Here is a 21,520-nt window from a genome sequence, read left to right on the forward strand (position 1 = left end):
ATGCAAAATCATCAGAGACTTATCGCGCTGGAAGGCGCCCATAACGTGCGCGACCTTGGCGGCTATCCGACCGGCAATGACAGGCAGACGCGCTGGCGCTCGGTCCTGCGCGGCGACGCCCTGCATGCGCTCAGTGAGGCCGACATCGAGGCACTGATCGCCCACGGGGTCACGACGGTGATCGACCTGCGCAATCCTCAGGAACTCGCACGCGAAGCCAATCCGTTCTTGAACGATGCGCGCGTTCGCTACGAAAACGTCTCGTTGTTTTCGGCCCTAGCGCCGGTCGAATTGATGGCAGCGGACGCGACCGATTTCGACATGGGCGACCGTTACTGTCATGCCCTCGACAATTGCCAGCCGGCGATCGCCAAGGTGCTGACGACGATTGCACACGCACCCGATGGGATCGTTCTCTTCCATTGCACGGCCGGCAAGGATCGTACCGGCATTATCGCCGCTCTGATGCTGGCGCACGCCGGCGTCGATGAAGCGACGATCATCGAAGATTATACGCTGACCGGTTCGATATTCGCGCCCTTGCTTACCGACTTCCGGGCACGGGCGATCGCACGCGGCGTACCTTCGGACCTTGCAGACCTGATACTCGCCTCGGCACCGCAGAGCATGGCCCGGGCACTCGGGTACCTTGCCGGGCATTATGGCCGCGTTGGCTCCTATCTCACGCAGATAGGCTTGGGCGAAGCGGAAATCACCAGCCTTAGACAGCGGCTGTGCGATTGAGCCTTGCTCTGACGAGTCGAGCGAGATGACAGCCTGTTTAGATAGGGCGTCGTCAGCCCGGTCGATAAAGACGTGGTCTGCCATTATCGAAACTCCTGCGTCCGCCCTTCCAGCCGGCAATGACGCGGGCGATCTCGCGTACCGCCGCACACGGGCCAGGAGTATCGAGCAGCACGATCGTTGCCTCGGCGCCCACTTGCAACCGTCTGACCCCGCCGAGCTGGCGTGCCGCCACTTCTGTCACCATGTCGAAAACCAGCGCCATGTCCTCATCCCGCGAGAGCTGGGCGACATTGGCAAAGAGATTGGCCATGCGGATCAGCGAGGCATCGCCATAGGGAGTGAAGGGATTGAGGACGTTGTTCGTTGCAATGGAGGTGGCGACACCACGGCCCGCCAGCAGATGAGCGGGCGCAACGCCGCGTGGCACCAGCCGGTCATGACCGCGCCCGTTCAGGAACAGATCGGTGGACGGCAGAACGGAAATTGCAATGCCGGCTTCAGCCAGCCTCTCGGCGATGGTGACGACCTCTGCTTGTGACATGGCAGAGAGATTGGTGACGTGGCCGATCGCCACACGACCCTGCCAGCCGTGGCGAAGCGTGGCCTCGATCACCGCCGGCAGATCGGTTCGGTGAGGATCGAGGCTGAAATCGAGATGGAAATCGACCGGCACGTCATGTTTTTGTGCCAGCGCGAATATCATTTCGATATGCCTGTTGGGATCGGGGTCCGTATAGGGACAGCCGCCAACCAGATCCGCACCATTGGAAAGGGCGTCGTCAAGCATGCCTGATGTCTCGGGCTCGTTCGTCAACCCCTCCTGGGCGAAGGCGCAGATCTCGATATCGACTGCGAAGGCATAATCCGCGCGGATGCGCTTGATCGCCTCGAAGGAACGGAAACCGGCGCGGGGGTCGATCTCAACAAAGGTCCGCATCCACGTGGTACCGTGCGAAATCGCCTTCTCGACGACGCGTGCGGCCCGGGCATAGACATCCTCTCCCTCAAAGCCCGCCTTGGCTTCAGCCGTTTCCCGCACCGCCTCGGCAAGCGTGCCTTCGCAAATCGTGCAGCGGTCGAGAATGCAGGCCTTGTCCAGATGTATGTGCTTGTCCACAAATCCACCAAAGGCGAAGGCGCCCTCGCCATCGACGCTTTCTATGGCCTCGCACCGTATATCGGATCCGATGTCAGCGATCCGGCCCTTTCGCACGGCTATGTCGACGAGAGCGCCATTTTCTTCAATGCGGATGTTGCGGATAACGAGATCGAACAATTGGTTGGTGATCGTCACAGCGAGATAGCGCCTCCGTCGCTGCGCGGATCGTGAGCGCCGTCAATCATCCCATCTAGCCCGATGCGGATCACGCCGGCCTGGCCGCCGAGCGGGCTGAAGCTGTCGATCGTCGATATCTCATGGCCCATGGCGGCGAGCGCGGTCACAATTTCCGGGCCGGCATTCTCCTCGATCTTCAGGCTATCCCGGCTATCGGAGAAGGTGCGGCCGAGCAAAAAGCGCGGGCGGGATAGCGCGGCAGCCGGATCGAGCCCATGGTCGATCAGCAGGCTGAGAAGCAGCGACAGAGTCTGTGGCTGTCCATCGGCTCCTTGCGTGCCGTAGACGAGATGCGGTCGACCGTTCTTGAGCGCCAGGCCGGGATTGAGCGTGTAGAACGGGCGCTTGCCGGGACGGATGATATTGGGGCTGGCGGGGTCGGTGCTGAAGGCCGCTCCCCTGTTCTGCCAGAGTATACCGGTATCGCCGACCACGACGCCACTGCCCCAGTCAAAGTAGAGGCTTTGCAACAGCGATGCGCAGCGCCCCTTGCTATCGACAGCGGCGAGCAGGGCCGTGTCACCATGCCGATAGGGCTGTGGCCATGCTAATGCGCGGCTGGGATCGATTGCTGCCGCCTTTGCTGCGAGCCGCACCGGATCGAGCAGTTCCTGTGAAACATCGGCTGCGAAGCGGGGATCGGCGATCGCGTGCCGGTCGAGGAAGGCTTGTTTCACCGCCTCGACAAGCCTGTGGTAGAAGCCCGCGCTATCGGGAGAGAAATCCGTCATCGGCAAATGATTGAGCACACCCATGATACCGAGCGTCGTTATTCCCTGGGTTGGGGGAGGCGGTGCGAGTAGGGTTGTGTCGCGATAGGTCTGCCGGAGCGGGGTCGCGATATCGGTTCGTGTTGCAGCGAGATCGGCGGCCGAAAGCGGCGAGCCGGCTTCTGCAAGCCCAACGGCGATCCGCCGGGCAAGCGCGCCCTCATAGAATTCACGGGTGCCATTGCGGGCAATAGCGGCAAGCGTCTTGCCAAGCTCCGGCTGCCGCTGAATGCCTGTTGATCGGAAGAGGTTCGTGAAGCCCGGCCAGCTCCCGAGTTCACTCCGGCGGAATTCGTACCAGAAGGCATGCGATCGGCTGACCTCAAAGCCGTCGTCCGCCAGAGCGATCGCATCGTCGAGCAGGCTTGGTAAGCTCTCCGACCCCGTCCATTCGGCCACAGAATGGGCAAGCACTTTCTCCCAGCTATCGACGAGGCAGGCGCTCGTCAGCGTGGAGCGGGCACCGCGAAGTGGGATGTCTCCATCCGGAATGACGCCCGCCGCCTGACCGATGCCCAGGAAGGTCTGTGCCTTTCCCGTCTTGTCCGCGACCAGCCAGACGCCATCGCCGCCAAGCCCGCAGAAGTGCGGGTAGGTGACCGCAAGTACAGCGCCGGCGGCAACCAGTGCTTCGATGGCATTTCCTCCGCGCCGCAGCACCTTCGCGCCTGCCTCGCTGGCAAGCCAATGCGGCGTCACAATCATGGCGCTGTGGGACGACGTGTCAGCCCGAGTAGTCTGAGTGACGGGAGAGGACATCAGCGTATCACGGAGCCGTTTTCGGCAACGAGGTGGCCTTCCTTGAAGACGCGGCGTGGCTTGGGAATGGCGACGACGGCCTCCGGCACATGATCCGCTGCAAGAGTGACGAAATCGGCCTTTGCGCCGACAACAATCCCGTAGCCTTCCAGCCGTAGTGCCTTGGCGCCGCCTGATGTCACCACGTCGAAGGCGGCGCTGAGTTCCGCATCGGTGTAGAAGCCGGAGCGGTAGGCGATAATCTCTGCGCGGCGCAGCATGTCGCCATCCCCGAAGGGCCACCAGGAATCGCGGATATTGTCGCTGCCRCTGAAGACGGTGACGCCGGCGGCGCGCAGCAGTGCGACCGGAGGGAAATTGTGGTTGCCGGGCGCATTGGTCATGATCGAGACGCCGCTTCTGGCGATCAGGGCAGCGATCTTCTTGGCTGCATCAGGCGCGAGATCGCCGAGGCCATAGGCATGGCTGACGGCGACATGCCCCTGCATACCAAGCGCAGTCGTGCGAGCACAGATCTCCTCGATCGTCATGGCGCCGAGTGTGCCGGCGTCATGAAGATGGATGTCGACATCAACGCCACGCTTTTCGGCAATGCCGAAGACCACGTCGAGATGACCCTTGATATCGCGGTCGAAGGAGAGCGGATCGAGGCCGCCGACGAGATCGGCGCCCATTGCGATCGCCTCGTCCATCAGTTCCGGCGTACCGGGGCTTTTCAGGATACCGCTTTGCGGGAAGGCAACGAGCTGAATGTCGATGATGTCAGCGTATTCCTCGCGTACTTTCAGGATGGTTTCGAGCGACTTCAGGCCTACCGATCCATCGACCATCACGTGGCTGCGCATCTGCAAGGCGCCGTTCGAAATGCAAAGGTCGAGCTGGTTGCGGGCACGCTCGTCCATGGGCGCTGCGGCAGCCATATTCTCAGCCTGAAAGGCGACGCGCTCATGCACGTCGAAACCATTGGTGCACGGTTTGTGCGGGATCCATTTGTCTCCATAGAAGCTCGTGTCGAGATGAATGTGCCCCTCGACGAAGCTCGGCACGAGGAGCGCTCCGCCGATATCGACGACATCTTTCGCGCCTTCGCTGGAGCTTGCCGGCTCTATCGCCGCGATCCGGCCGTCCCGCACCACGATATTTTTCAGCGAACCGTCGGCAAGCCTTGCGTTGGTGAAGACTGTTTCCACTGCACTCACTGATGTTTCCTTTCCCTTCCATTATCGGCCATACCCCGCCCGATGCAGGGTCCGGCTATTCTCCAGCGATGGAGGATCAGTTCTGCGGCAGCGTACCTTATACGCGCTGAGGTCGATCCCATTATTAGCGATGACGCCCGGATAGGCGGATGCCTCGCAGCTCCAGACGGTATTCCGGTAATGATGACGCGGTATGCGACATGAGCAAAATCCAGTCTACGTGATATTGAGAATTAGGTATGCAATATGGATGCCAGAATGTATCGAAAATGGCGAATTCAAATCCATGAGAGACTAAGCACGCGAATTCGTTGAGTGAAAAACAGCAATGAACGGCCTCACCGGAAAACGTGGCTACTGACCCGGAAAATGTGGGAAGCAGATCACGCCTACATAATAGTCAGAATCTTGTATACGCGATTGAAAAACCGGCAGATCAGCCCGCTGCGCGGGCGGAAAATCGCGACAGGATCGAACCAATATCGGGCTCTGCGGCAAGATCATCTTCGATCAGAGCGCGGCTTTCAACTGACAATAGATGTTCGTCCATCAGATGTTCCGCCGCAGCCTGGTCGCCCTTTTTCAATGCGTTGATGAGGCCCGAATGTTCGCTGATCGCGCATTCGCTCGAATGCGGCCGGCTATACATGGCAAGGATGAGCGAGCAGCGGGAGACGAGTTCGGAGAGGTAGCGTTCGAGGAGCGCATTGCCGGACAATTCAGCAAGCTTCAGGTGGAATTCACCCGCCAGACGGGTCGACAGGCGCACATCTCCYTTGGCGTGAGCGGCTTCCTCTTCCTGCACATGTTCTAGCAACAGTTTTTCGATGGCGGGGTTCCAGCGCTTGATGACAGCCTTCGTCATTTCGCGCTCAAGTGCGCGGCGGATGGCAAAAGCATCACGCGCCTCATCAAGGCTCGGCTGGGCCACAGTGGCCGTGCGCTTGTGGTAGGTGTCGACCAGCCCCTGGGCCTGCAACTTGGCCAGCACCGTGCGGACCAGAGTGCGGCTCATCGAAAAATGCCGGCCGATCTCGTCTTCGGGAAGCTTGGTGCCGGCTTTCAGCGCCTGCTCGATGATGGCCTGCCGAAGTGTGCGATGGGCGATATCCACCCGGTCGGAATTAGATGACATGATTTCAAAGGCTCGGTTGGTTCTGCATACATTATAGCGCCATCAGCGATACAACAAGGCGATACTTGTGATGCGAATCCGTTGATGCCACGCTAAGATATTCTGGATCAGATGATAGAAAGTTACCCTCTTTTGAAGGCTTAAATCTCGCTGCCTATAGACCCTAGATACTGGTCTTCGGTGCGATCGTCAGCTGCGAACCGTAGGCGTCGCGCATTTCGGTCGCCTCGGATGGATCGCGGTCGTCGGCCTTGTGCAGAAGCATCGAGCGATAGCCTTCCACACGCGTGCCGTGGATCAGAGTCACATCGGCATTGCCTGGATTATCGGAGCGCTCGAACCATTCGACGCTGTGATGCAGGAAATTCATCTCGAAGGCACGGTTGGTGACACCGTGGCCGACGATGATCACGGTGTCGTTGCCGCTGCCGATGTCATGCATAACAGTTTGCAGAAACAGCCGCACCCGCTGGGCAACGTCGGCCCGGCTCTCTCCATCAGGCGGGCGGGCATAGAACTTGCCGCTATTGTTGCGAAGGCGCGCCCATTTCTCAAATTCCTCCGGAAATTTGCGCCGCTGCTCGGCCCGGTCGTAGATCTCGGTAAACAGGCCGAAATCCTGTTCCCGCAGCAGATAATCCTCATGCACATCGCCGATGGCGCCCGCGGGCGAGGCCTCGATGATCGCGTCCTTCGTCTGGCGCGTCCGCAGATATGGCGAATGCCAGATGGCCGCCTTTCGCGTAGCGCCAGGTAGCGCTGCAAGATAGGAGGCGATGCTGCGCCCCGCTGCCAGCGCCTGCCGGTAACCCCATTCCGTCAGCGGAACATTGTGATCGCCGAACTGCCGGTAGGCGTTCTCGCTAATGTTGCCGAGAGATTCGCCGTGTCGAACGAGAAAGATGCGCATGGCTGCCCGTATATGCTGAGGATGAGGCATCATGACGGGCGTGAGGGCGGTGTGCAATGGCCGGGAAGCGTTGGACAGCGGGGTCGCCCCCAAACGCCGGCCGAATGGGCGGCCGCGCATGCTAACCGAAAACGCTGGTCTGTGGAGTTAAGCATTCGGACGCTGGGATCGACCGCGAGGAGATCCGCCGGGGAAGGTCGGTTATCGTTCTGCCGGTACGTTCAGCACCGCATTCAGCCAGAGGGTTGGTTGCCCGCCGAGCGAACATGCGAAGATGTCGCTTGTGATATGAGCCACGGCGCTTCGGATTGGCCACCCGAATGACGGGCGGCCGCATCTTCGGGGCAGGTTAGGGCAGAGTATGTCCTGCAGCTCGGAACAGCCGATACCATTCCTCGCGGGTCAGTGAGACAGAGGAGCCGGCCGCGGCTTCGACGACACGTTCCGGCTTCGTGGTGCCGAGCACGACCTGGATTTTTGCCGGATGACGGGTGATCCACGCAACCGCAATACCCGTCGGCGTGACGCCATAGGCCTTCGCGAGTTCGTCGATGGCGTCGTTCAAATCGCCGAAATTTTCACGGTCGCCGAGGAAGACACCGTCGAAGAAGCCCTTCTGGAACGGCGACCAGGCCTGTAGCATCATGCCGTTGATGCGGGAATAATCGAGCAGGCCGTTATCGCGATCGATCGATTGATCAAGCCCGGCCATATTGGCGGCAACGCCCGATGCGATCAGCGGCGCATGGGTGATGCTCAGCTGCACCTGATTGACGATGAGCGGTTGCGTGACCGCGGTCTTGAGTAGTTCGACCTGGCCAGGTGTATGGTTGGAAACGCCGAAATGGCGGACCTTGCCGGCAGATTTGAGCGTATCGAAGGCTGCTGCAACTTCCTCGGGTTCGACAAGCGTGTCTGGGCGATGCAGCAGAAGCACGTCCATATAGTCAGTCTTTAACGCTGCGAGCGACTGATCCACCGAGGCCAGAATATGCTCGGCAGAGAAATCGAAAAATCCCTTGCGAATGCCGACCTTGCTCTGGATGACAAGCTTCTCGCGTTCGGCGGCGGTGAGGGAAATCGCCTCGCCGAAACGAGCCTCGCAGCGATGCGGAGCACCGCCATAAATGTCCGCGTGGTCGATAAAAGTCACGCCGGCATCGCGTGCGCCGCCGACCAGCTGCTGGATTTCGCCATTGCTCATATTGGCGATCCGCATCATTCCGAGGATGATGCTCGACACGTCGAGGTCTGTCTGCGGAAGACTATAGAATTTCATGATGAATACCTCAGGGGTTGCGAAATAACTAAATGGTTATCCGCTTATTACGGGAACGGCGGCCGCGTGGCTAGCCGGAGCTGTTGCTGTCAACGATCGATGGCGTCGGGAATTCGCAGATGTCGGCTTCGGATTCCGCCGCTCCCTTTGGACGAAACTCCCATGATAGGCTAGAGATCGCCGTGGTCCAGCAAGGACATCGGCTGTCGAATTGGAGGAAATCTGCGTGGCGGATCAAGCAAAACTGGCGGCATCCCGCCGGGCTGCACAACGGGTGACATTGCGCACTGTGGCGAAGTCGCTCGGCCTTTCCGTCACGACCGTCAGCCGCGCCTTGAAGGATGGCCCCGAGGTCAACCGGGAGACGATCGACCTCGTCAAAAAAGCCGCGTCCGATCTCGGTTACCGACCGAACCTCGGCGGCATCAATCTGAGAACAGGCAAGACACATGCCGTCGGCGTCATCATGCCGTTCCATCGGGAGGGCGAGATGAATATCGTGGTAGCCTCACTGATCGAGGGCTTCTGCGGCGCAATGAAACAACATGGCTACCGCACGACGGTCGCCCCTCAGTTTCAGGCTGACGACCCGCTGACAACCGTCCGGGATCTTGTCGAGGAGGGGACCGTCGATGGTCTCATCCTTACTCATACGAGGCCTCAGGACGATCGGGTGAAATATCTGCTGGAAGTCGGCATGCCCTTCGTCACCTTCGGCCGCACCGAGCTGCTCAGCAAACATCCGAGCATCGATATCGACCACGAGGAGATCGGCGCGGCTGCGGCGGCGCGGCTGCTCGACGCCGGACACAAGGCGCCGCTGCTGGTCGCGCCCTCCAGTCAGTTCACTTACAGCCTGCAATTCATCAAGGGCTGGACAGCTGAGTTCAACCGTAGGAACCTGACTGTTCCTGACGAGCGGATGTTCTTCACCGCAACCACGCCTGATAGCGGCAAGAAGATTGCCGTGGATGCGCTTGCCAAATATCCTGATGTCACGAGCGCCTTCGTGGCAAGCGACGAGGCAGCTCTCGGCTTCGTCTCCGCTCTGGCCGATTTTGGGCGAAAGGTCGGCGAGGATTTTTCCATCCTGACCTATTCCGGCAGTCGTCTCCACGATTTCTACAATCCGCCGCTCAGCACCTATTATTTTCCGAATTTCGTCATCGGACAGCGTCTGAGCGATCTCCTCTACAGGTCGATGCAGGGCGAGCCGGCATCCGGCCTGATCGAGATAGTCCGCGCCAGTTTCGTCGAACGCCGCAGCGAATTCAGCCTCCGCTAAAAATCCCTCAGAAATCTTGCGCAGCTCAAGTCATTTGTAACGTTACGAATTCATCTTTTCCTACCGCAATGCGGTAAAAGTTCCATGGAGGAGGACGTTGACAGTATCGGCATTGCCATGCATTCGTAACGTTACGAATTAACTTTTGGGCGGGTTGGAGCGCTCCCAAGGGAAGACAAAGACGCTACGACAATGATGGGAGGACGGCGTGGGTGCTCAAGCACTTTTTTTCGGTTCGCCAATTTGGACGTTCAACTGGAATCCGCCTTATGCGGCGCCTCTGCGCCGGCTGGCGGCCACCGGTTGCAAAGGTTTCGAGCTGACTGCATGGTCGGTCGACATGCTCGGCTATTACACCGACGAGACGATCCGCGAACTCAAGTCGATCGCTGATGGTGAAGGGCTGACGCTGACCAACTTCTTCTACAATCTGCCGTTTTCGCGTGGAGACGGCGCGCCGGTTTCACGCGTAGACCTGGATGCCTATAAACGCGGCGTCGAGCTGGCGGCAAAGATCGGCACGCCGATCATGACAAGCATGACGCCTTATCCTTTCCAATCGGATATCAGGCCGATCCTGCAGCGGCCGACGGCCCAGGAATGGTCGGCTGTCGTGAAGCCCGAATGGGATTGGGCAGAGGAATATGAGGTCGTCGTCGAAGGTTTCGCGGCAGCCTGCGCCATTGCCGCTGATGCCGGGCTGCGTGTCGCCATCGAGCCGCATCCCTATCGCTGGGTCAGTTCAGGTCAGGGAATGCTGCGGTTGATCGAGCGCACGGGCGCTCCCAACCTGGGGCTCAATTTCGATCCAAGTCATCTCTTTCCTGCCGGCGACATGCCGCATTACGTGGTGCTGTCGCTCGGAGACCGGATCTACAACACGCATTTCTCCGACAATGAAGGGCACACCAATGCCCACTGGCGCCCCGGCCGCGGCAAGATCGACTGGAAGGCGATTTTCGCAGCCTTGCGAACGATCGGTTATTCCGGGCCGATCACCCTGGAGCTCGAGGATGCACCGGGCGCATCACACTGGACCCATTTCCGGGAAGCCACGCCGGAATTCGATTCCGAAATGAAACGCGGCATCCGCTACCTGCGCGACTGCGCTGCAGAACTCGACATCATCATCGCCTGAGGAACAAAAATGAGCGGGAACAGCCCCATGAAAGTCGGCATCGTCGGTGCCGGGAATATCAGCGCCACCTATGTCGCGACGCTGCATATGTTTGATTTCATTCGCGTGAAGTCGATCTACGATCTCTACCAAGAGCCTGCGCGTAAGCTTGCCGAGCAGTTTGGCGTCCAGTCGGTGTCGCTGGATTCGATGCTCGCCGACCCCGAAATCGGCCTCATCATCAACTTGACCACGCCGACCGCTCACTATTCGATCAGCAAGAAGGCGCTGCTTGCCGGCAAACACGTCTACTCCGAAAAGCCGCTGGGGGTTTCCATGGAAGAAGCCGAGGAACTGATGGCCCTTGCCCGCGCTGGCGATCTGCGGCTCGGCTGCGCGCCCGATACTTTCCTTGGCGGCGGTCATCAGCTGACGCGGCGTCTCTACGATGAAGGCCGCATCGGCACGGCGATTTCCGCAACCGCCATGCTGCTTCTGCCTGGTCACGAGCATTGGCATCCCAATCCGGCCTTCTTCTACGGACGCGGCGGCGGGCCGATGCTCGACGTCGGCCCCTATTATGTCACCAATCTGATTGCTCTTCTCGGGCCGGTTCGCGAAGTCTTCGGCGCTGCCAAGGTCACCCGCATAGAGCGGACCGTGAAGACGCAGCCGCGTTTCGGCGAGACGATCAAGGTGCTGACGCCGACGCATCTGACCGGCGTCATGGAGTTCCATAGTGGCGCGACGGTGACGATCGCCACAAGCTTTGACGTTATCAAACACAAGCACAACCAGATCGAAATCTACGGTTCCAAGGGCTCGATGGTAACGCCGGACCCGAACAACTTCACTGGCAAGGTCGAGATCTTCACCGAGGGTGATGAGGCCTGGGAGGAGGTGGCGGTCGACCATCCCTATGTCGAAGGCGTTCCCGGTCATCTCGGCCTGAGAGGGCTTGGTGCTGCCGAGATGGTCGATTCACTGCGTTCCGGCAGGCCGCATCGCGTCTCGTCGGAACTCGCCTTCCACGCGCTTGAAGTGATGACCGCCTTTGAACGGTCTGCCCAATCGAAACGCCCGGTTGCCATCCGCAGCAGCTGCGGCCGCCCAGATCCGATCCCGAAGTATTTGAAGGAAGGCAAGTTCACGTAAAGCTCCTCCCGGCCGGTCGGGCGATGCGCGAATGCACCGTCCGCCGAGGGGAAGAGGTCTTAGGCTGCCAGACGTCTATCGCTGTTTCGGCTTTGCCACCGTCTTCTGAGATGCGTGTTTTGATGCAGGCTTCTCAGTGGCAACCCGCCGCTGGCGCCGCGGGCGTTGCGGATCGGATGTCGTTGGTGATCGATTGCGCTGCCGCGATCACCGCCTGTTTGATGTCTGCCACGCGCTTTTCGTCGACGCCTGTAACGAAAGGAACGCTGACGGCTGCAATGACGGTGTCTTGATGATCCCTGACCGGCGCTGCGATTGCGTGAACGCCGGACATCTGCTCGCCCATGTCCCGCGCCCAATTCTGCTTGCGGATCTGCGCAAGCTCTTCAAGCATCTGCTTGGGATCGGTAATCGTCTGGTTGGTGAAGCGCTCGAGCTTGGTCAGACGCCGCTCGATGTCCTCCTGCAGTGAAAAGGCGAGCAGGATCTTGCCGGCCGCACCGGCATGAAACGGCAGGCGCTGGCCGGCCGTCGCCGATAGCGCATATTGGCCATGCCCCTGCGCCGAGGCGACAACCAGAATATTGTCGCCTGACGGTACCGTCAGCTTGCTGCCTTCACCCAGAAGCTCGGAGATCTTGTTCAGATGCGGCTGCGCGATCGCCAGCAGGTCGTAACTCGCAACGGTCGGCGCGACATGGGCCGCAAGTGTCAGGAGGCGGCGGCCGAGCGTATAGCTTCCCGCTGGCGAGCGATGCACGAAATCGTAGGCGCTCAGCGTGTTGAGCATGCGGTAGACGGTGGTGCGTGACAGCCGTACCGCTTTGACCACGTCGCGGATCGTCGCGCCTTCTGGCGTGCGTTCCAGAAGCGCGAACACCTCCACCATCTGTTCGATGACGGGGATACGATATTTCTGCGCGGCGTCTTCACTAATGTCGGTCATTGAAAATCCTGCCAGGCCCATCAGGCGATGCTTCGCCTTCCATAAGCAATGCGTGGAGTTCACGCAATCGCGGCTCCTTTCGATTGACTCCGGCACGCGAATGCCGATAAATTCTTACGTGAACTTATATCAGTTCAAATAAGAAACGTCACGTCGATTTATTCCGCACGCGGCGTTCCGAAAAGATGCCGGATCGGGAGGTTCGGCGAGTGGCTGCGCCAGTACGCGCGGTGAAACGGAAAGACGGAGGAGGATGCAATGAAGAGTGTGAAATCGATCGGACACGTGGCCGTCAGTGTGAAGAACATCGACAGCTCGCTCGACTTCTATGTCAACAAGCTCGGCTTCGACGAAATGTTCCGGCTGGAGCGCGACGGCCGCCTGTGGATCGTTTATCTCAGGATCACCGACACGCAGTTCATCGAGCTGTTTCCGGAAGGTGTCGGTGACACCGCGCCGCCTTTTGCCAATGTCGGCTATAACCATCTTTGTCTTGAGGTCGAGAATATCGACGAGGCGATCGCTGACATCACCAGCCGCGGTGTTGTCCTGACGGCTGAAAAGAAGCTCGGCGTAGACAACAACTATCAGGCCTGGATCGCCGATCCGGAAGGCAACCGCATCGAGCTGATGCAGCTTGGCGCCGACGCTATGCAGACAGCAGCCGTTCGCCGCATCAACGGGCGAGGCTGAGTCATGGATCTTTTCAAACATCTCGGCCATATCGCATTGCGCGTCAATGACCTGGACAAGTCCTTGGCGTTCTATCAGAAGCTCGGCTTTCGCGAGATGACGCGTCTGCTCAACGATCAGGGCGAGGCGTGGATCGTCTATCTGCGCATCAACGATGATCAATACCTCGAGCTTTTCCCGAAGGGCGTGAAGAGGCCGGAATCCGGCCCTGATGTTATCGGCATCTTCCATATCTGCCTCACCGTCGAAGATATCGACAAGACGTTCGAAGAGCTTGCGAAAGTCGGCATCCAGCCCAGCAAGCCAAGGCCGACCAAGATCGGCATCGACGGTAATCGCGGCGCATGGATCGAGGATCCCGATGGCACGCAGATCGAGGTCATGGAGATGGCGCCGGATTGCATTCAGCTGCAGGCCATCAAGAGACTGCATAAAGAATCAGTCTGAACGGACTGTATTCTGCGACGGTTGCAAATAACGAGAAAGAACCCGGCAGTCACCTGGCGGGTTCTTTCGTTGTGGGATGTCAGAAGATCTGGTCGTAGGCGTCCTGCATCGCCTGCACGAACTCGTCATCTGTCCGCTTCGGATCGCTCCAATATTTGTCGGCTTCCTGCCAGATGGTGCGATACCAGTCAGCATCCGCCATATTGAAGGGGTTGGAAACCTGCTTTGTCGGATCCTTCAGCGTCTCCAGGACGAGCTTGTTGCAGGCATCAAGGTTCGTCGCATCGGCGTCTGTGCGAACCGGGCTTGCGCCTTTCTTCAAGACGAAATCGGCATTGAGCTTCGGATCGACATCGAGCTTGGCGAAGTCTTCCTGGGCTTTTGCAGTGTCAGCATTGTTGGTGTTGAGGAAGCCCCAGGAATCGACGGTGACGACGACGGCCTTGGTTCCCGGGATATTGATGCAGTCGAAATCCTCGCCGAGCTTCTTCTGCGCCGCCATGAACTCGCCCTTCATCCAGTCGCCGTGGATCTGCAGCAGGGCCTTGCCCGTAATAACGAGATTGGTCGTATCGTTCCATTGGCGGTTCGGGGAACCTGGATCGGTGTGGTCGGCGATCTGGCGGAAGCGTTTCAGCGCCGCCCGCATTTCCGGCGTGTCGATCACGGTACGGTCGGGCTTTTCACCATAGAACCGATTGTAGATGTCAGGACCTTCTTCCGAGGCGATCAGGGCCTGCAGCAGATAGGCCTTCTGGAACTGATCGCCGCCCTGGGCGATCGGGATGTAGCCGGCGGCCTTTACCTTGTCGAAGGCAGCGAAGAGGTCGTCGAGCGACTTCCAGGACTTCGGGTCGACGCCTGCGGCTTCGGCGACATGTTTGTTGTAGTAAACCATCCCGTCGATATGCACCGTTGCCGGCGCCTTCATGATCTCGCCGTCGACCGTAATGTTCTTGAGAACCGAGGGCGGGAAGTTCTTCGTGGCGCCGATGCTGTCGAACAGCTTGGTGAGCGGCACGCCGAGGCCCTGCTTGTTCAGATCGCGATAGATGCCGGGATCAGAATTCATGAAGATCGCGGGCGGATTGCCACCGGTGATCATGTTCATCAGGCTGACATTGGCGCCGGAATCATGGGCGATTGACAGATCTTTCCACTGGTGACCGTCTTTTGCCCAGGCATCGCGGAGAACGCCGAGTGCGGCGATCTCGGATGGCTTGGACCAAGTGTGATAGACGACGACTTCATCTGCCCATGCGTTGGCGGCAAGTGTGGTCGCGGCAAGCAGGAGCGATAGTCTCTTCAGCGATTTCCATTTCGTCATGCAACATTCCTCCCTTTGTAATCTCGTCAGATCTTTCTGATCACAGGCGCTGGCCGGTCGGCGCATCGAAGACATTGAGTTTGGTCAGCGGCAGATAAACGGGCAGAGCCGGCTGGCCGCGATAGCGGTTGGCATCTCGCCCATCGATACGCACGGCGATGCTCTTTCCCGACATGGTCAGGAAGGCGAAAGCGTCAGGTCCGGATTTCTCAAAATATTCGACCGGGCAATCGAAGCGCACGGTATTTCCGGCATCGTGGCGCTCCTCGACCAGAAGCTCCTCCGCCCGGAAGCCGATCTTGACGGGCTTGTCTTCGGCAGCCTTCGCCTTCCACTTGTAGTCACCGAGATTGATGCGAATGCCATCCTTCTCATCCACGGCAACAAGATCGCCACCGTCGCGTCTGACGGTGCAGTCGAGCACGTTCATGGCCGGGGAGCCGACGAAATCGGCGACGAAGAGATTGGCCGGCTCGTTGTAGATTTCATCGGGCGTGCCGAATTGCTGGATGACACCCTTGTTCATCACGGCGATCTTGGTCGCCATGGTCATGGCCTCGACCTGGTCGTGGGTCACGTAGACGACGGTATTCTTGAGCTGGTTATGGAGCTTCTTGATCTCCATGCGCATCTCGTTGCGCAGCTTGGCATCGAGGTTCGAAAGCGGCTCGTCGAACAGGCAGACGCCATATTGCTTGACCAGCGCGCGGCCAATCGCGACGCGCTGGCGCTGACCGCCGGAAAGCTGCGAGGGCTTGCGGTCGAGCAGGTGCTCGATCTGCAGAAGCTTGGCCGCCCAGGCGATTCGCCTGTTCGCCTCCTCCCGCGAAATGCCGCGGGAAGACAGCCCGAAATTCATGTTCCCGCGCACGGTCTTGGTCGGATAAAGCGCATAGGACTGGAAAACCATGGCGAGGCCCCGATCCTTGGGATCGAGATAGCTCACATCCCGCTCATCGATCAGGATTTCCCCGTCGTCGATTTCGAGCAGCCCGGCCAGAAGATTGAGAAGCGTTGTCTTGCCGCAGCCGGAAGGTCCGAGCAGCACCAGAAACTCGCCATCGCCAACGCTGAGGTTCAGGTTCTCGATAACCGTCAGCGCACCGAACTTCTTGACGATATTGTTGAATGCGATGGAAGGCATGCCTCTATCCCTTGATGGCGCCGGCAGTGATGCCCTGCACAAAAAATCTGCCGAGAACGAAGTAAATGACCAGCGGCGGCAACGCGGTGAGCAGAGCCGAAGCCATATCGACCGCATAATTCTTGGCGCCGGTCGTCGTAACCGTGATGTTATTGAGCACGACCGTCATCGGCTGCGTGTCCTGCGCGCCGAAGGTCAGGCCGACCAGAAAGTCGTTCCAGATGCCCGTGATCATCAGGATCAGCACGACGATCATGATATTGCCCGACATCGGCAGGACGATCTCGAAGAAGATCCGCCAGAAGGAGCCGGAATCGATCATCGCCGCGGCGATGATCTGCGGTGGCATACCCTTGAAATAATTGCGGAAGATCAATGTGAGGAAAGGCATCGACAAGACGCTGTGAATGACAGCGATGCCGAATGTCGTGCCGTAGATATGCAGTGAGCCGGTGATCTTGATCAGCGGATACATGATGATCTGGAACGGCACGAAGGCGCAGATGAAAAGCACGAACAGGAAACCGTTCGCCCATTTGATGTTCCAGAGCGCCAGACCGTAGCCGGTGACGATCGACAGCGAGATCGTCAGAACCAGACTGGGGGCGAGGATATAAAGCGAGTTGACGAAGCCGACGCGCACGCCGTTGCAGTTCATGCCGGAACAGGCCTGCATCCACGCATAGGACCAGGCATCGACCGTCCAGGGCGAGGGTAGCGAGAAAATCTGTCCCTCGCGGATCTGATCCATCGTCTTGAAGGACGTGACGACGACGACATAGAGCGGAACCGCGAAGAAGGCGGCTGCCATCAGCAGGAAGACGAAGATCACCACCCGGCTTGGCCGGATCAGCGGGCGCCGGCGCACTTTCGTCACGCGGCCGGGTTGCGATGTGGCTGATATCGCCGTCATGCGTCCCTCCTTTGCCGGATCGCGGTGATGATGACGAGGGGCAGGAAGAGAACGAGCGTCGTCAAAAGCATGACGGTGGCACCCGCCGAGGCGAAGCCGAGATTCTGTTTCTGCCAATAGGCATCGATGACAAAATAGGCCGGCATGACCGATGCGCCGCCTGGCCCGCCATTGGTCATGGCGACAATGATGTCATAGGCCTTCACTACGCCGATGCAGAGCAGGATGATGCAGGTCAGGAAGGTGAGTTTCATCATCGGAATGATGACCTCGATATATAGTCGCCAGAAGGGCACGCCATCGAGGCGCGCGGCCTGCCAGATCTCGGTATTGATCGACTTCAGGCCTGATAGCATCAGCGCCATGAAGAAGCCGGTCGATTGCCAGACCGCCGCCAGAATGACCCCGAACATGACGGTGTCCTGGCTCGCAAGCCAGTTGAAGGAGGCGCTCTCCCAGCCCATCGAATGCAGAACATTTTCGACGCCGAGGCCCGGATTGAAGAGCCAGCGCCAGACGAGCCCGGTGACGATCAGCGAGACCGCAAGCGGATAGAGAAAAACCGTGCGGAAGATGCCTTCGCCATGCACCTCCTTGTCGATCAAGGCCGCGAGAATAAAGCCCATCACGATCGACAGCAGACTGCCGATGGCAAAGATGACGAGGTTCTGCAGCGACAGGGTCCAGGACGGATCGTGAAACAGCCGCCAATACTGCTTCCAGCCAACCAGTTCATAGTCGGGAAAGCGTCTAGATGCCGTGAAGGAGAGATAGACTGTCCAGCCTATCGCCCCAATGAAAAAGACAAGCGTCAACAGCGCAGCAGGCGCAACGGCCAGATGCGGAATGACGCGGCTCCATCGGATTCCCATGAGCCTCCTCCTCAGGTCGACAGCGCTCCGCTCCTCCGGATCGCCGCCATCCTGTTTCTATATGAACTATATCCAGTTCATAACGGATCAACTATAGGATTCAAAAAATCGCGATGTCAAATAACAATTGGCTGCGCCCTTCGGTATTGTTCGCGCTGAAGTTGGAAGGGTGAGGGCTCTCGGACCGCCGATCAATCGAAGAACGTCTGGTCGTCTTCCGCGTGATACTGTCTTGCCCGTTCGGGCACGAGGTCGACGCCTATGCCCGGCCTTTCGATCACATCGACAAAGCCATCCTTGACGATCGCCTGCGGTAGCCCTTCGACGATGTCGTACCACCAGTCCGGATCGCCGGTCGTATATTCGAAGGCGATGAAGTTACGGGGGAGGGTGGCGCAGACCCGGATGAGCGCACCGAGGCCAAGCAGCCCGTTCGCTGTGCCGTGCGCGCGCTCTGCTTTGCGACGGATTCCTCGATCAAGACCCTGCCGATCGGGCTTGCGGAATTCTCGACCGAGTTCAACACCGATTGGGGAGCGGTCATGGCCGCCTCCATGGTGATGACGGTGCCGATCGCTCTCCTGTTTCTCTTCTTCCAGAACCTTTTCGTCGGCGGGCTGACGGCAGGGGCGACCAAGGGCTAAATTGGCCTTCCGCTCAGAGTGAGGATTGCGCGCGCTCGACAGGTTTGGCTTCAACCGAAAGCGCTTCGCCAATCGCATAGAAATGGCCACCCGCGACGTGGTGCAGACTGCGCCATTCAGGGCCGGCCGTTTCAAAGTGCCAGTGTCCATCGCGGAACACACGATCATCTGCCCATGCCGCCGTTACTTCACCGATGAACAGGTCGTAGGCATGCTGGATATGAGGCTCGTTGATCAGTTTGCAGGCGAGCCAGGCCGAGCAGCCTTCCACGAAGGGCAGGTCCTGTCCCGGCACGTCGAAAATAGAAACCCCCGACTTCTGCAGCTTGTCCGGCTCCTCAAACAGGCTGCGGTTCCCGACCTCGCGCGTCAGCGACAGCTGGGCAACCGTTGGCACCTGTATGACGAAACATCCGCTCGCCTCGATCAGCGTGCGCGTTTGGGCTATCTTGTCGACGACGACGGTGAGCTTCGGCGGATCGATGTCGAGCCCGCAGCACCATGCGGCAGCCATGACGTTGTCGATGCCGTCGCGGCGCGCCGAAACCAGGATCGTTGGCCCGTGGTTGATCAGGCGAAAGGCCTTTTTGAGTTCAACAGCCTTCATGTGCTCGTTCATTTGAAGCCCACAGTGGTGAAGTTGCAGTCCCGGGTAATCTCCGCGCCTTAAAACGAAGTGAGGCGCTGCGAAAGTGCGTAATTTCCTGATGACGCTTGGAGAATCTGATCGCAGTGCATCATAGCCGGTTTGCAAGGTAGGGGATCAGGCTCTCTCGCGCAAATGTGCCACGAACACTTCGACCGGGGCTTTGCAGCGGAGGCATTTTCGCTGCCGGTCGTTGGGATATTGGGCGAGCTCGATGAGGTCGCGCCGTGACACTGTGTTAGAATGCCAGCGCAGCGCTCACAAAGAATAGATCTCTCATGCTGGTATCCGCCGTGCTTCTGAAGATGTGCGAATAGCCGAGATCAGCGTTGATCGTTCCGCCTGCCAGACGACTTCCGACCGTCCAGCTGGCGATGTCGCCGCTTTCGATGCTGAAGCGCTCCTGCCCGAAAACATGGCCGTAATCGATCCCGGCATAGGGCCGCAATTCGCCCAGCCTGTTTGCGAGCAAAGGGCTGCTTGCCCATGGCTGCGTGCGCCAGACGATCTCGTTGCGCATGAAGACGCCATTATTGCCAAACAGCACGCTGTCGCGAGTACCGCGTATGTTGCTGTAGCCGCCAAGAGAGATTTGCTCGGCCCCGAACAGATTGTCCGGCGAATATTGCCCGTTGATAACAGTAGCATACTGCAAGTGCTGGTCGGAGATTTCGAAGGGTGTCGTGACATTGAGCGTAGCGGAAAATTTTGAAAATTCCGGCTCGGCATCAGCGGCTGCCGGCTCGCCACGCTTGACCGCGTCGAAGATATCAAGCCCTTGGCTATAGCCGAGATCGAAAACCCAGACCCCACCGAGCATCCGGCGCGAATGGGAGATGCCGAGACTGCCAACGCTATATTGTCGGCTGCCGACCTCGATGCGGCTGCCCATCAGGAAATTATCGGTCTGTTTGTAGTTGAGAGCGGTATTCAGCGTCGTGATGGAGTCCTCATCGCGCAGCAACACGCGATCAAGGCTGAAACCGAACTGGCCTGAATCGCCCGAAGTTTCGATATCAGTGAAGTTGCCGGGAATCGTGCTGCTGTAGCGATACCAGGAGCCGTTTAAGCTCAGCGTCCAATAGCCGTAAGGCACGCTGAATGAGCCCGAAATGCTGTTGCTTCGGCCCACCCCGTCATTCGGCCAGGGATAGTCCGGTCCTGTGTGCTGATAGGAAAGCGAGAGAAGGTCGTTCAGGTCGAACAGATCGTCCATGCCGAATGACAGCGACGTTTGGGAATAGCCCGTCGAAGCCTGACCGAGATTGTTGTTTGCGGCCGAGAGATGCCACGGCTTGTCCGGCTTGTTCTCGACGTTGAGGATTGACTCGCCCGGATGTGCACCCGGCAACATCGCTGTCTTTGCGTTGTTGGAGGAGAGCCGGTTGATCTGATCAAGGCCTTGTTCGACGTCCCGAATATTGACCGGCCTGCCTTGCATTCCCGGAAAGGCTGTGGCCAGCACACTACCGGCGATGACCGGCTTGCCATTCAGGTAGATATCCGAAAGCGATCCTTCCGTTGCGACAAGACGCAGTGTCTTCGTCGCGGCGATGTCCTGCTCGGGAACATAGAAGCGTGAGGTGATGTAGCCCTTGTCTACATAGAGAAAGGTCAAGCCCTTCAGCAGGGTGTTGATGTCGGCAAGGCCTATGCAGCTGCTTTTATAGCGTTCGAGAACTGGCGCGAGTGCTGTCTGCGGCAGCAGTGTAACGCCTTGCACCTCGACATGCGAAATGCCGAAGCACGGTCCCTCACTCTTATCGACCTGCGGCGGTGCTTCTGCCACGGAATCCTCAGGCGTGGCAGCCTGGAGGGCATTGAGCCGCTGCGCACGTTTCAGGTCGGTCTGCCGGCGCATGAACTCGTCTGCAGGCGATCTCGGCGGTTCGGCCGATTGGGCAAAACCTTTGGCCGCAGTGAAGTTTGCTATGGCGAAAACCGCGAGCCACGACATCAGGGGAATGCTTCGCATGATGCGCTTCTACGTCCTGGACGGTTTTTGAAGTTCGGCCAGAGCCTTGGTTAGGCTCTTGTCGTTGCCTGCATCCGCGTCGCCGCAGCGATAGTGCCAATCATCGAAACGTGTCGATTGGAAAGGAGGCTCCGCAGCAACTGCACTTGGTCCCCGCATCACGACTGGTCCAGCCGACCAGAGCGCCGCAGCAGCACCCAGAAGGGCCATCCCTTTCACGC

19 protein-coding genes and 1 pseudogene are annotated in these 21,520 nt (G+C 59.0%); 6 read left to right on the top strand and 14 right to left on the bottom strand.

Annotation, left to right across the window (positions count from 1 at the left end; genetic code table 11):
* On the top strand, nucleotides 1-744 hold the full coding sequence (locus AC1DM5_RS26120) for a tyrosine-protein phosphatase (RefSeq protein WP_477820677.1): 744 nt from the start codon (nucleotides 1-3) through the stop codon (nucleotides 742-744).
* A gap of 52 nt (nucleotides 745-796) precedes the next feature.
* Here the strand turns inward: AC1DM5_RS26120 and AC1DM5_RS26125 are convergent, their stop codons facing one another.
* The 6 genes from AC1DM5_RS26125 to AC1DM5_RS26150 form a co-directional block, all read right to left on the bottom strand.
* On the bottom strand, nucleotides 797-2,041 hold the full coding sequence (locus AC1DM5_RS26125; protein WP_477820678.1) for an amidohydrolase family protein: 1,245 nt from the start codon (nucleotides 2,039-2,041) through the stop codon (nucleotides 797-799).
* Nucleotides 2,038-3,612, bottom strand: coding sequence for a gamma-glutamyltransferase family protein (locus AC1DM5_RS26130; protein ID WP_477975982.1), 1,575 nt, complete (start codon nucleotides 3,610-3,612; stop codon nucleotides 2,038-2,040). The genes AC1DM5_RS26125 and AC1DM5_RS26130 overlap by 4 nt, the downstream gene beginning before the upstream one ends.
* Nucleotides 3,612-4,811, bottom strand: coding sequence for an amidohydrolase family protein (locus tag AC1DM5_RS26135; protein ID WP_477820680.1), 1,200 nt, complete (start codon nucleotides 4,809-4,811; stop codon nucleotides 3,612-3,614). Before AC1DM5_RS26135 ends, AC1DM5_RS26130 begins: the two co-directional genes overlap by 1 nt.
* 436 nt (nucleotides 4,812-5,247) lie before the next feature.
* Nucleotides 5,248-5,946: a GntR family transcriptional regulator gene (locus AC1DM5_RS26140; protein WP_477975984.1), complete on the bottom strand. Its 699-nt coding sequence runs from the start codon at nucleotides 5,944-5,946 to the stop codon at nucleotides 5,248-5,250.
* 163 nt (nucleotides 5,947-6,109) lie between these two features.
* Nucleotides 6,110-6,856, bottom strand: a complete 747-nt coding sequence (locus tag AC1DM5_RS26145) for a histidine phosphatase family protein (protein ID WP_477820682.1) — start codon at nucleotides 6,854-6,856, stop codon at nucleotides 6,110-6,112.
* Between the two features lie 349 nt (nucleotides 6,857-7,205).
* Nucleotides 7,206-8,135, bottom strand: coding sequence for an aldo/keto reductase (locus AC1DM5_RS26150; protein ID WP_477820683.1), 930 nt, complete (start codon nucleotides 8,133-8,135; stop codon nucleotides 7,206-7,208).
* A gap of 226 nt (nucleotides 8,136-8,361) precedes the next feature.
* Between AC1DM5_RS26150 and AC1DM5_RS26155 the strand changes: the two genes are divergently transcribed.
* From AC1DM5_RS26155 to AC1DM5_RS26165, 3 genes are all read left to right on the top strand, one after another.
* Complete coding sequence (locus tag AC1DM5_RS26155; protein ID WP_477820684.1) at nucleotides 8,362-9,420, top strand: substrate-binding domain-containing protein; 1,059 nt, start codon at nucleotides 8,362-8,364, stop codon at nucleotides 9,418-9,420.
* 208 nt (nucleotides 9,421-9,628) lie between these two features.
* Complete coding sequence (locus AC1DM5_RS26160; protein WP_477820685.1) at nucleotides 9,629-10,558, top strand: sugar phosphate isomerase/epimerase family protein; 930 nt, start codon at nucleotides 9,629-9,631, stop codon at nucleotides 10,556-10,558.
* Between the two features lie 9 nt (nucleotides 10,559-10,567).
* Entirely contained in the window at nucleotides 10,568-11,692 is a 1,125-nt protein-coding gene (locus AC1DM5_RS26165) for a Gfo/Idh/MocA family protein (protein ID WP_477820686.1), read from the top strand.
* 133 nt (nucleotides 11,693-11,825) lie between these two features.
* On the opposite strand, the gene AC1DM5_RS26170 is transcribed toward AC1DM5_RS26165, so the two are convergent.
* Nucleotides 11,826-12,638: an IclR family transcriptional regulator gene (locus AC1DM5_RS26170; protein WP_477820687.1), complete on the bottom strand. Its 813-nt coding sequence runs from the start codon at nucleotides 12,636-12,638 to the stop codon at nucleotides 11,826-11,828.
* 258 nt (nucleotides 12,639-12,896) lie between these two features.
* On the opposite strand from AC1DM5_RS26170, the gene AC1DM5_RS26175 reads away from it, so the two are divergent.
* Together AC1DM5_RS26175 and AC1DM5_RS26180 are read left to right on the top strand one after the other, a co-directional pair.
* Nucleotides 12,897-13,331, top strand: a complete 435-nt coding sequence (locus tag AC1DM5_RS26175; RefSeq protein WP_477820688.1) for a VOC family protein — start codon at nucleotides 12,897-12,899, stop codon at nucleotides 13,329-13,331.
* A 3-nt stretch (nucleotides 13,332-13,334) separates the two neighbouring features.
* A complete protein-coding gene (locus AC1DM5_RS26180; RefSeq protein WP_477820689.1) occupies nucleotides 13,335-13,778 on the top strand; it encodes a VOC family protein in 444 nt (147 codons plus the stop codon).
* 79 nt (nucleotides 13,779-13,857) lie between these two features.
* On the opposite strand, the gene AC1DM5_RS26185 is transcribed toward AC1DM5_RS26180, so the two are convergent.
* From AC1DM5_RS26185 to AC1DM5_RS26215, 7 genes and pseudogenes are all read right to left on the bottom strand, one after another.
* Complete coding sequence (locus tag AC1DM5_RS26185; protein ID WP_477820690.1) at nucleotides 13,858-15,105, bottom strand: ABC transporter substrate-binding protein; 1,248 nt, start codon at nucleotides 15,103-15,105, stop codon at nucleotides 13,858-13,860.
* A gap of 40 nt (nucleotides 15,106-15,145) precedes the next feature.
* A complete protein-coding gene (locus AC1DM5_RS26190; protein ID WP_477820691.1) occupies nucleotides 15,146-16,249 on the bottom strand; it encodes an ABC transporter ATP-binding protein in 1,104 nt (367 codons plus the stop codon).
* A gap of 4 nt (nucleotides 16,250-16,253) precedes the next feature.
* Nucleotides 16,254-17,162 (bottom strand): ABC transporter permease subunit, encoded by a 909-nt coding sequence (locus tag AC1DM5_RS26195; RefSeq protein WP_025670029.1) that lies wholly within the window; start codon nucleotides 17,160-17,162, stop codon nucleotides 16,254-16,256.
* A complete protein-coding gene (locus tag AC1DM5_RS26200; RefSeq protein WP_037108821.1) occupies nucleotides 17,159-18,034 on the bottom strand; it encodes a carbohydrate ABC transporter permease in 876 nt (291 codons plus the stop codon). Before AC1DM5_RS26200 ends, AC1DM5_RS26195 begins: the two co-directional genes overlap by 4 nt.
* A gap of 191 nt (nucleotides 18,035-18,225) precedes the next feature.
* A pseudogene (locus AC1DM5_RS26205) lies at nucleotides 18,226-18,480 on the bottom strand (mandelate racemase/muconate lactonizing enzyme family protein); the annotation flags it as partial.
* A gap of 211 nt (nucleotides 18,481-18,691) precedes the next feature.
* Complete coding sequence (locus AC1DM5_RS26210) at nucleotides 18,692-19,432, bottom strand: flavin reductase family protein (RefSeq protein WP_477820692.1); 741 nt, start codon at nucleotides 19,430-19,432, stop codon at nucleotides 18,692-18,694.
* A gap of 130 nt (nucleotides 19,433-19,562) precedes the next feature.
* Nucleotides 19,563-21,299 (bottom strand): ShlB/FhaC/HecB family hemolysin secretion/activation protein, encoded by a 1,737-nt coding sequence (locus AC1DM5_RS26215; RefSeq protein ID WP_477820693.1) that lies wholly within the window; start codon nucleotides 21,297-21,299, stop codon nucleotides 19,563-19,565.
* Nucleotides 21,300-21,520 lie beyond the last annotated feature (221 nt).

The sequence above is a fragment of the Rhizobium sp. 01T437 genome, from assembly GCF_056398505.1.

Excerpts from the sequence above, each read along its gene's own strand:
- AC1DM5_RS26215 (WP_477820693.1), bottom strand. The coding sequence starts at position 21,299 with ATGCGAAGCATTCCCCTGATGTCGTGGCTCGCGGTTTTCGCCATAGCA.
- AC1DM5_RS26150 (WP_477820683.1), bottom strand. The coding sequence starts at position 8,135 with ATGAAATTCTATAGTCTTCCGCAGACAGACCTCGACGTGTCGAGCATC.
- AC1DM5_RS26165 (WP_477820686.1), top strand. The coding sequence starts at position 10,568 with ATGAGCGGGAACAGCCCCATGAAAGTCGGCATCGTCGGTGCCGGGAAT.
- AC1DM5_RS26185 (WP_477820690.1), bottom strand. The coding sequence starts at position 15,105 with ATGACGAAATGGAAATCGCTGAAGAGACTATCGCTCCTGCTTGCCGCG.
- AC1DM5_RS26195 (WP_025670029.1), bottom strand. The coding sequence starts at position 17,162 with ATGACGGCGATATCAGCCACATCGCAACCCGGCCGCGTGACGAAAGTG.
- AC1DM5_RS26130 (WP_477975982.1), bottom strand. The coding sequence starts at position 3,612 with ATGTCCTCTCCCGTCACTCAGACTACTCGGGCTGACACGTCGTCCCAC.
- AC1DM5_RS26120 (WP_477820677.1), top strand. The coding sequence starts at position 1 with ATGCAAAATCATCAGAGACTTATCGCGCTGGAAGGCGCCCATAACGTG.
- AC1DM5_RS26200 (WP_037108821.1), bottom strand. The coding sequence starts at position 18,034 with ATGGGAATCCGATGGAGCCGCGTCATTCCGCATCTGGCCGTTGCGCCT.
- AC1DM5_RS26175 (WP_477820688.1), top strand. The coding sequence starts at position 12,897 with ATGAAGAGTGTGAAATCGATCGGACACGTGGCCGTCAGTGTGAAGAAC.
- AC1DM5_RS26145 (WP_477820682.1), bottom strand. The coding sequence starts at position 6,856 with ATGCGCATCTTTCTCGTTCGACACGGCGAATCTCTCGGCAACATTAGC.
- AC1DM5_RS26170 (WP_477820687.1), bottom strand. The coding sequence starts at position 12,638 with ATGACCGACATTAGTGAAGACGCCGCGCAGAAATATCGTATCCCCGTC.
- AC1DM5_RS26180 (WP_477820689.1), top strand. The coding sequence starts at position 13,335 with ATGGATCTTTTCAAACATCTCGGCCATATCGCATTGCGCGTCAATGAC.
- AC1DM5_RS26190 (WP_477820691.1), bottom strand. The coding sequence starts at position 16,249 with ATGCCTTCCATCGCATTCAACAATATCGTCAAGAAGTTCGGTGCGCTG.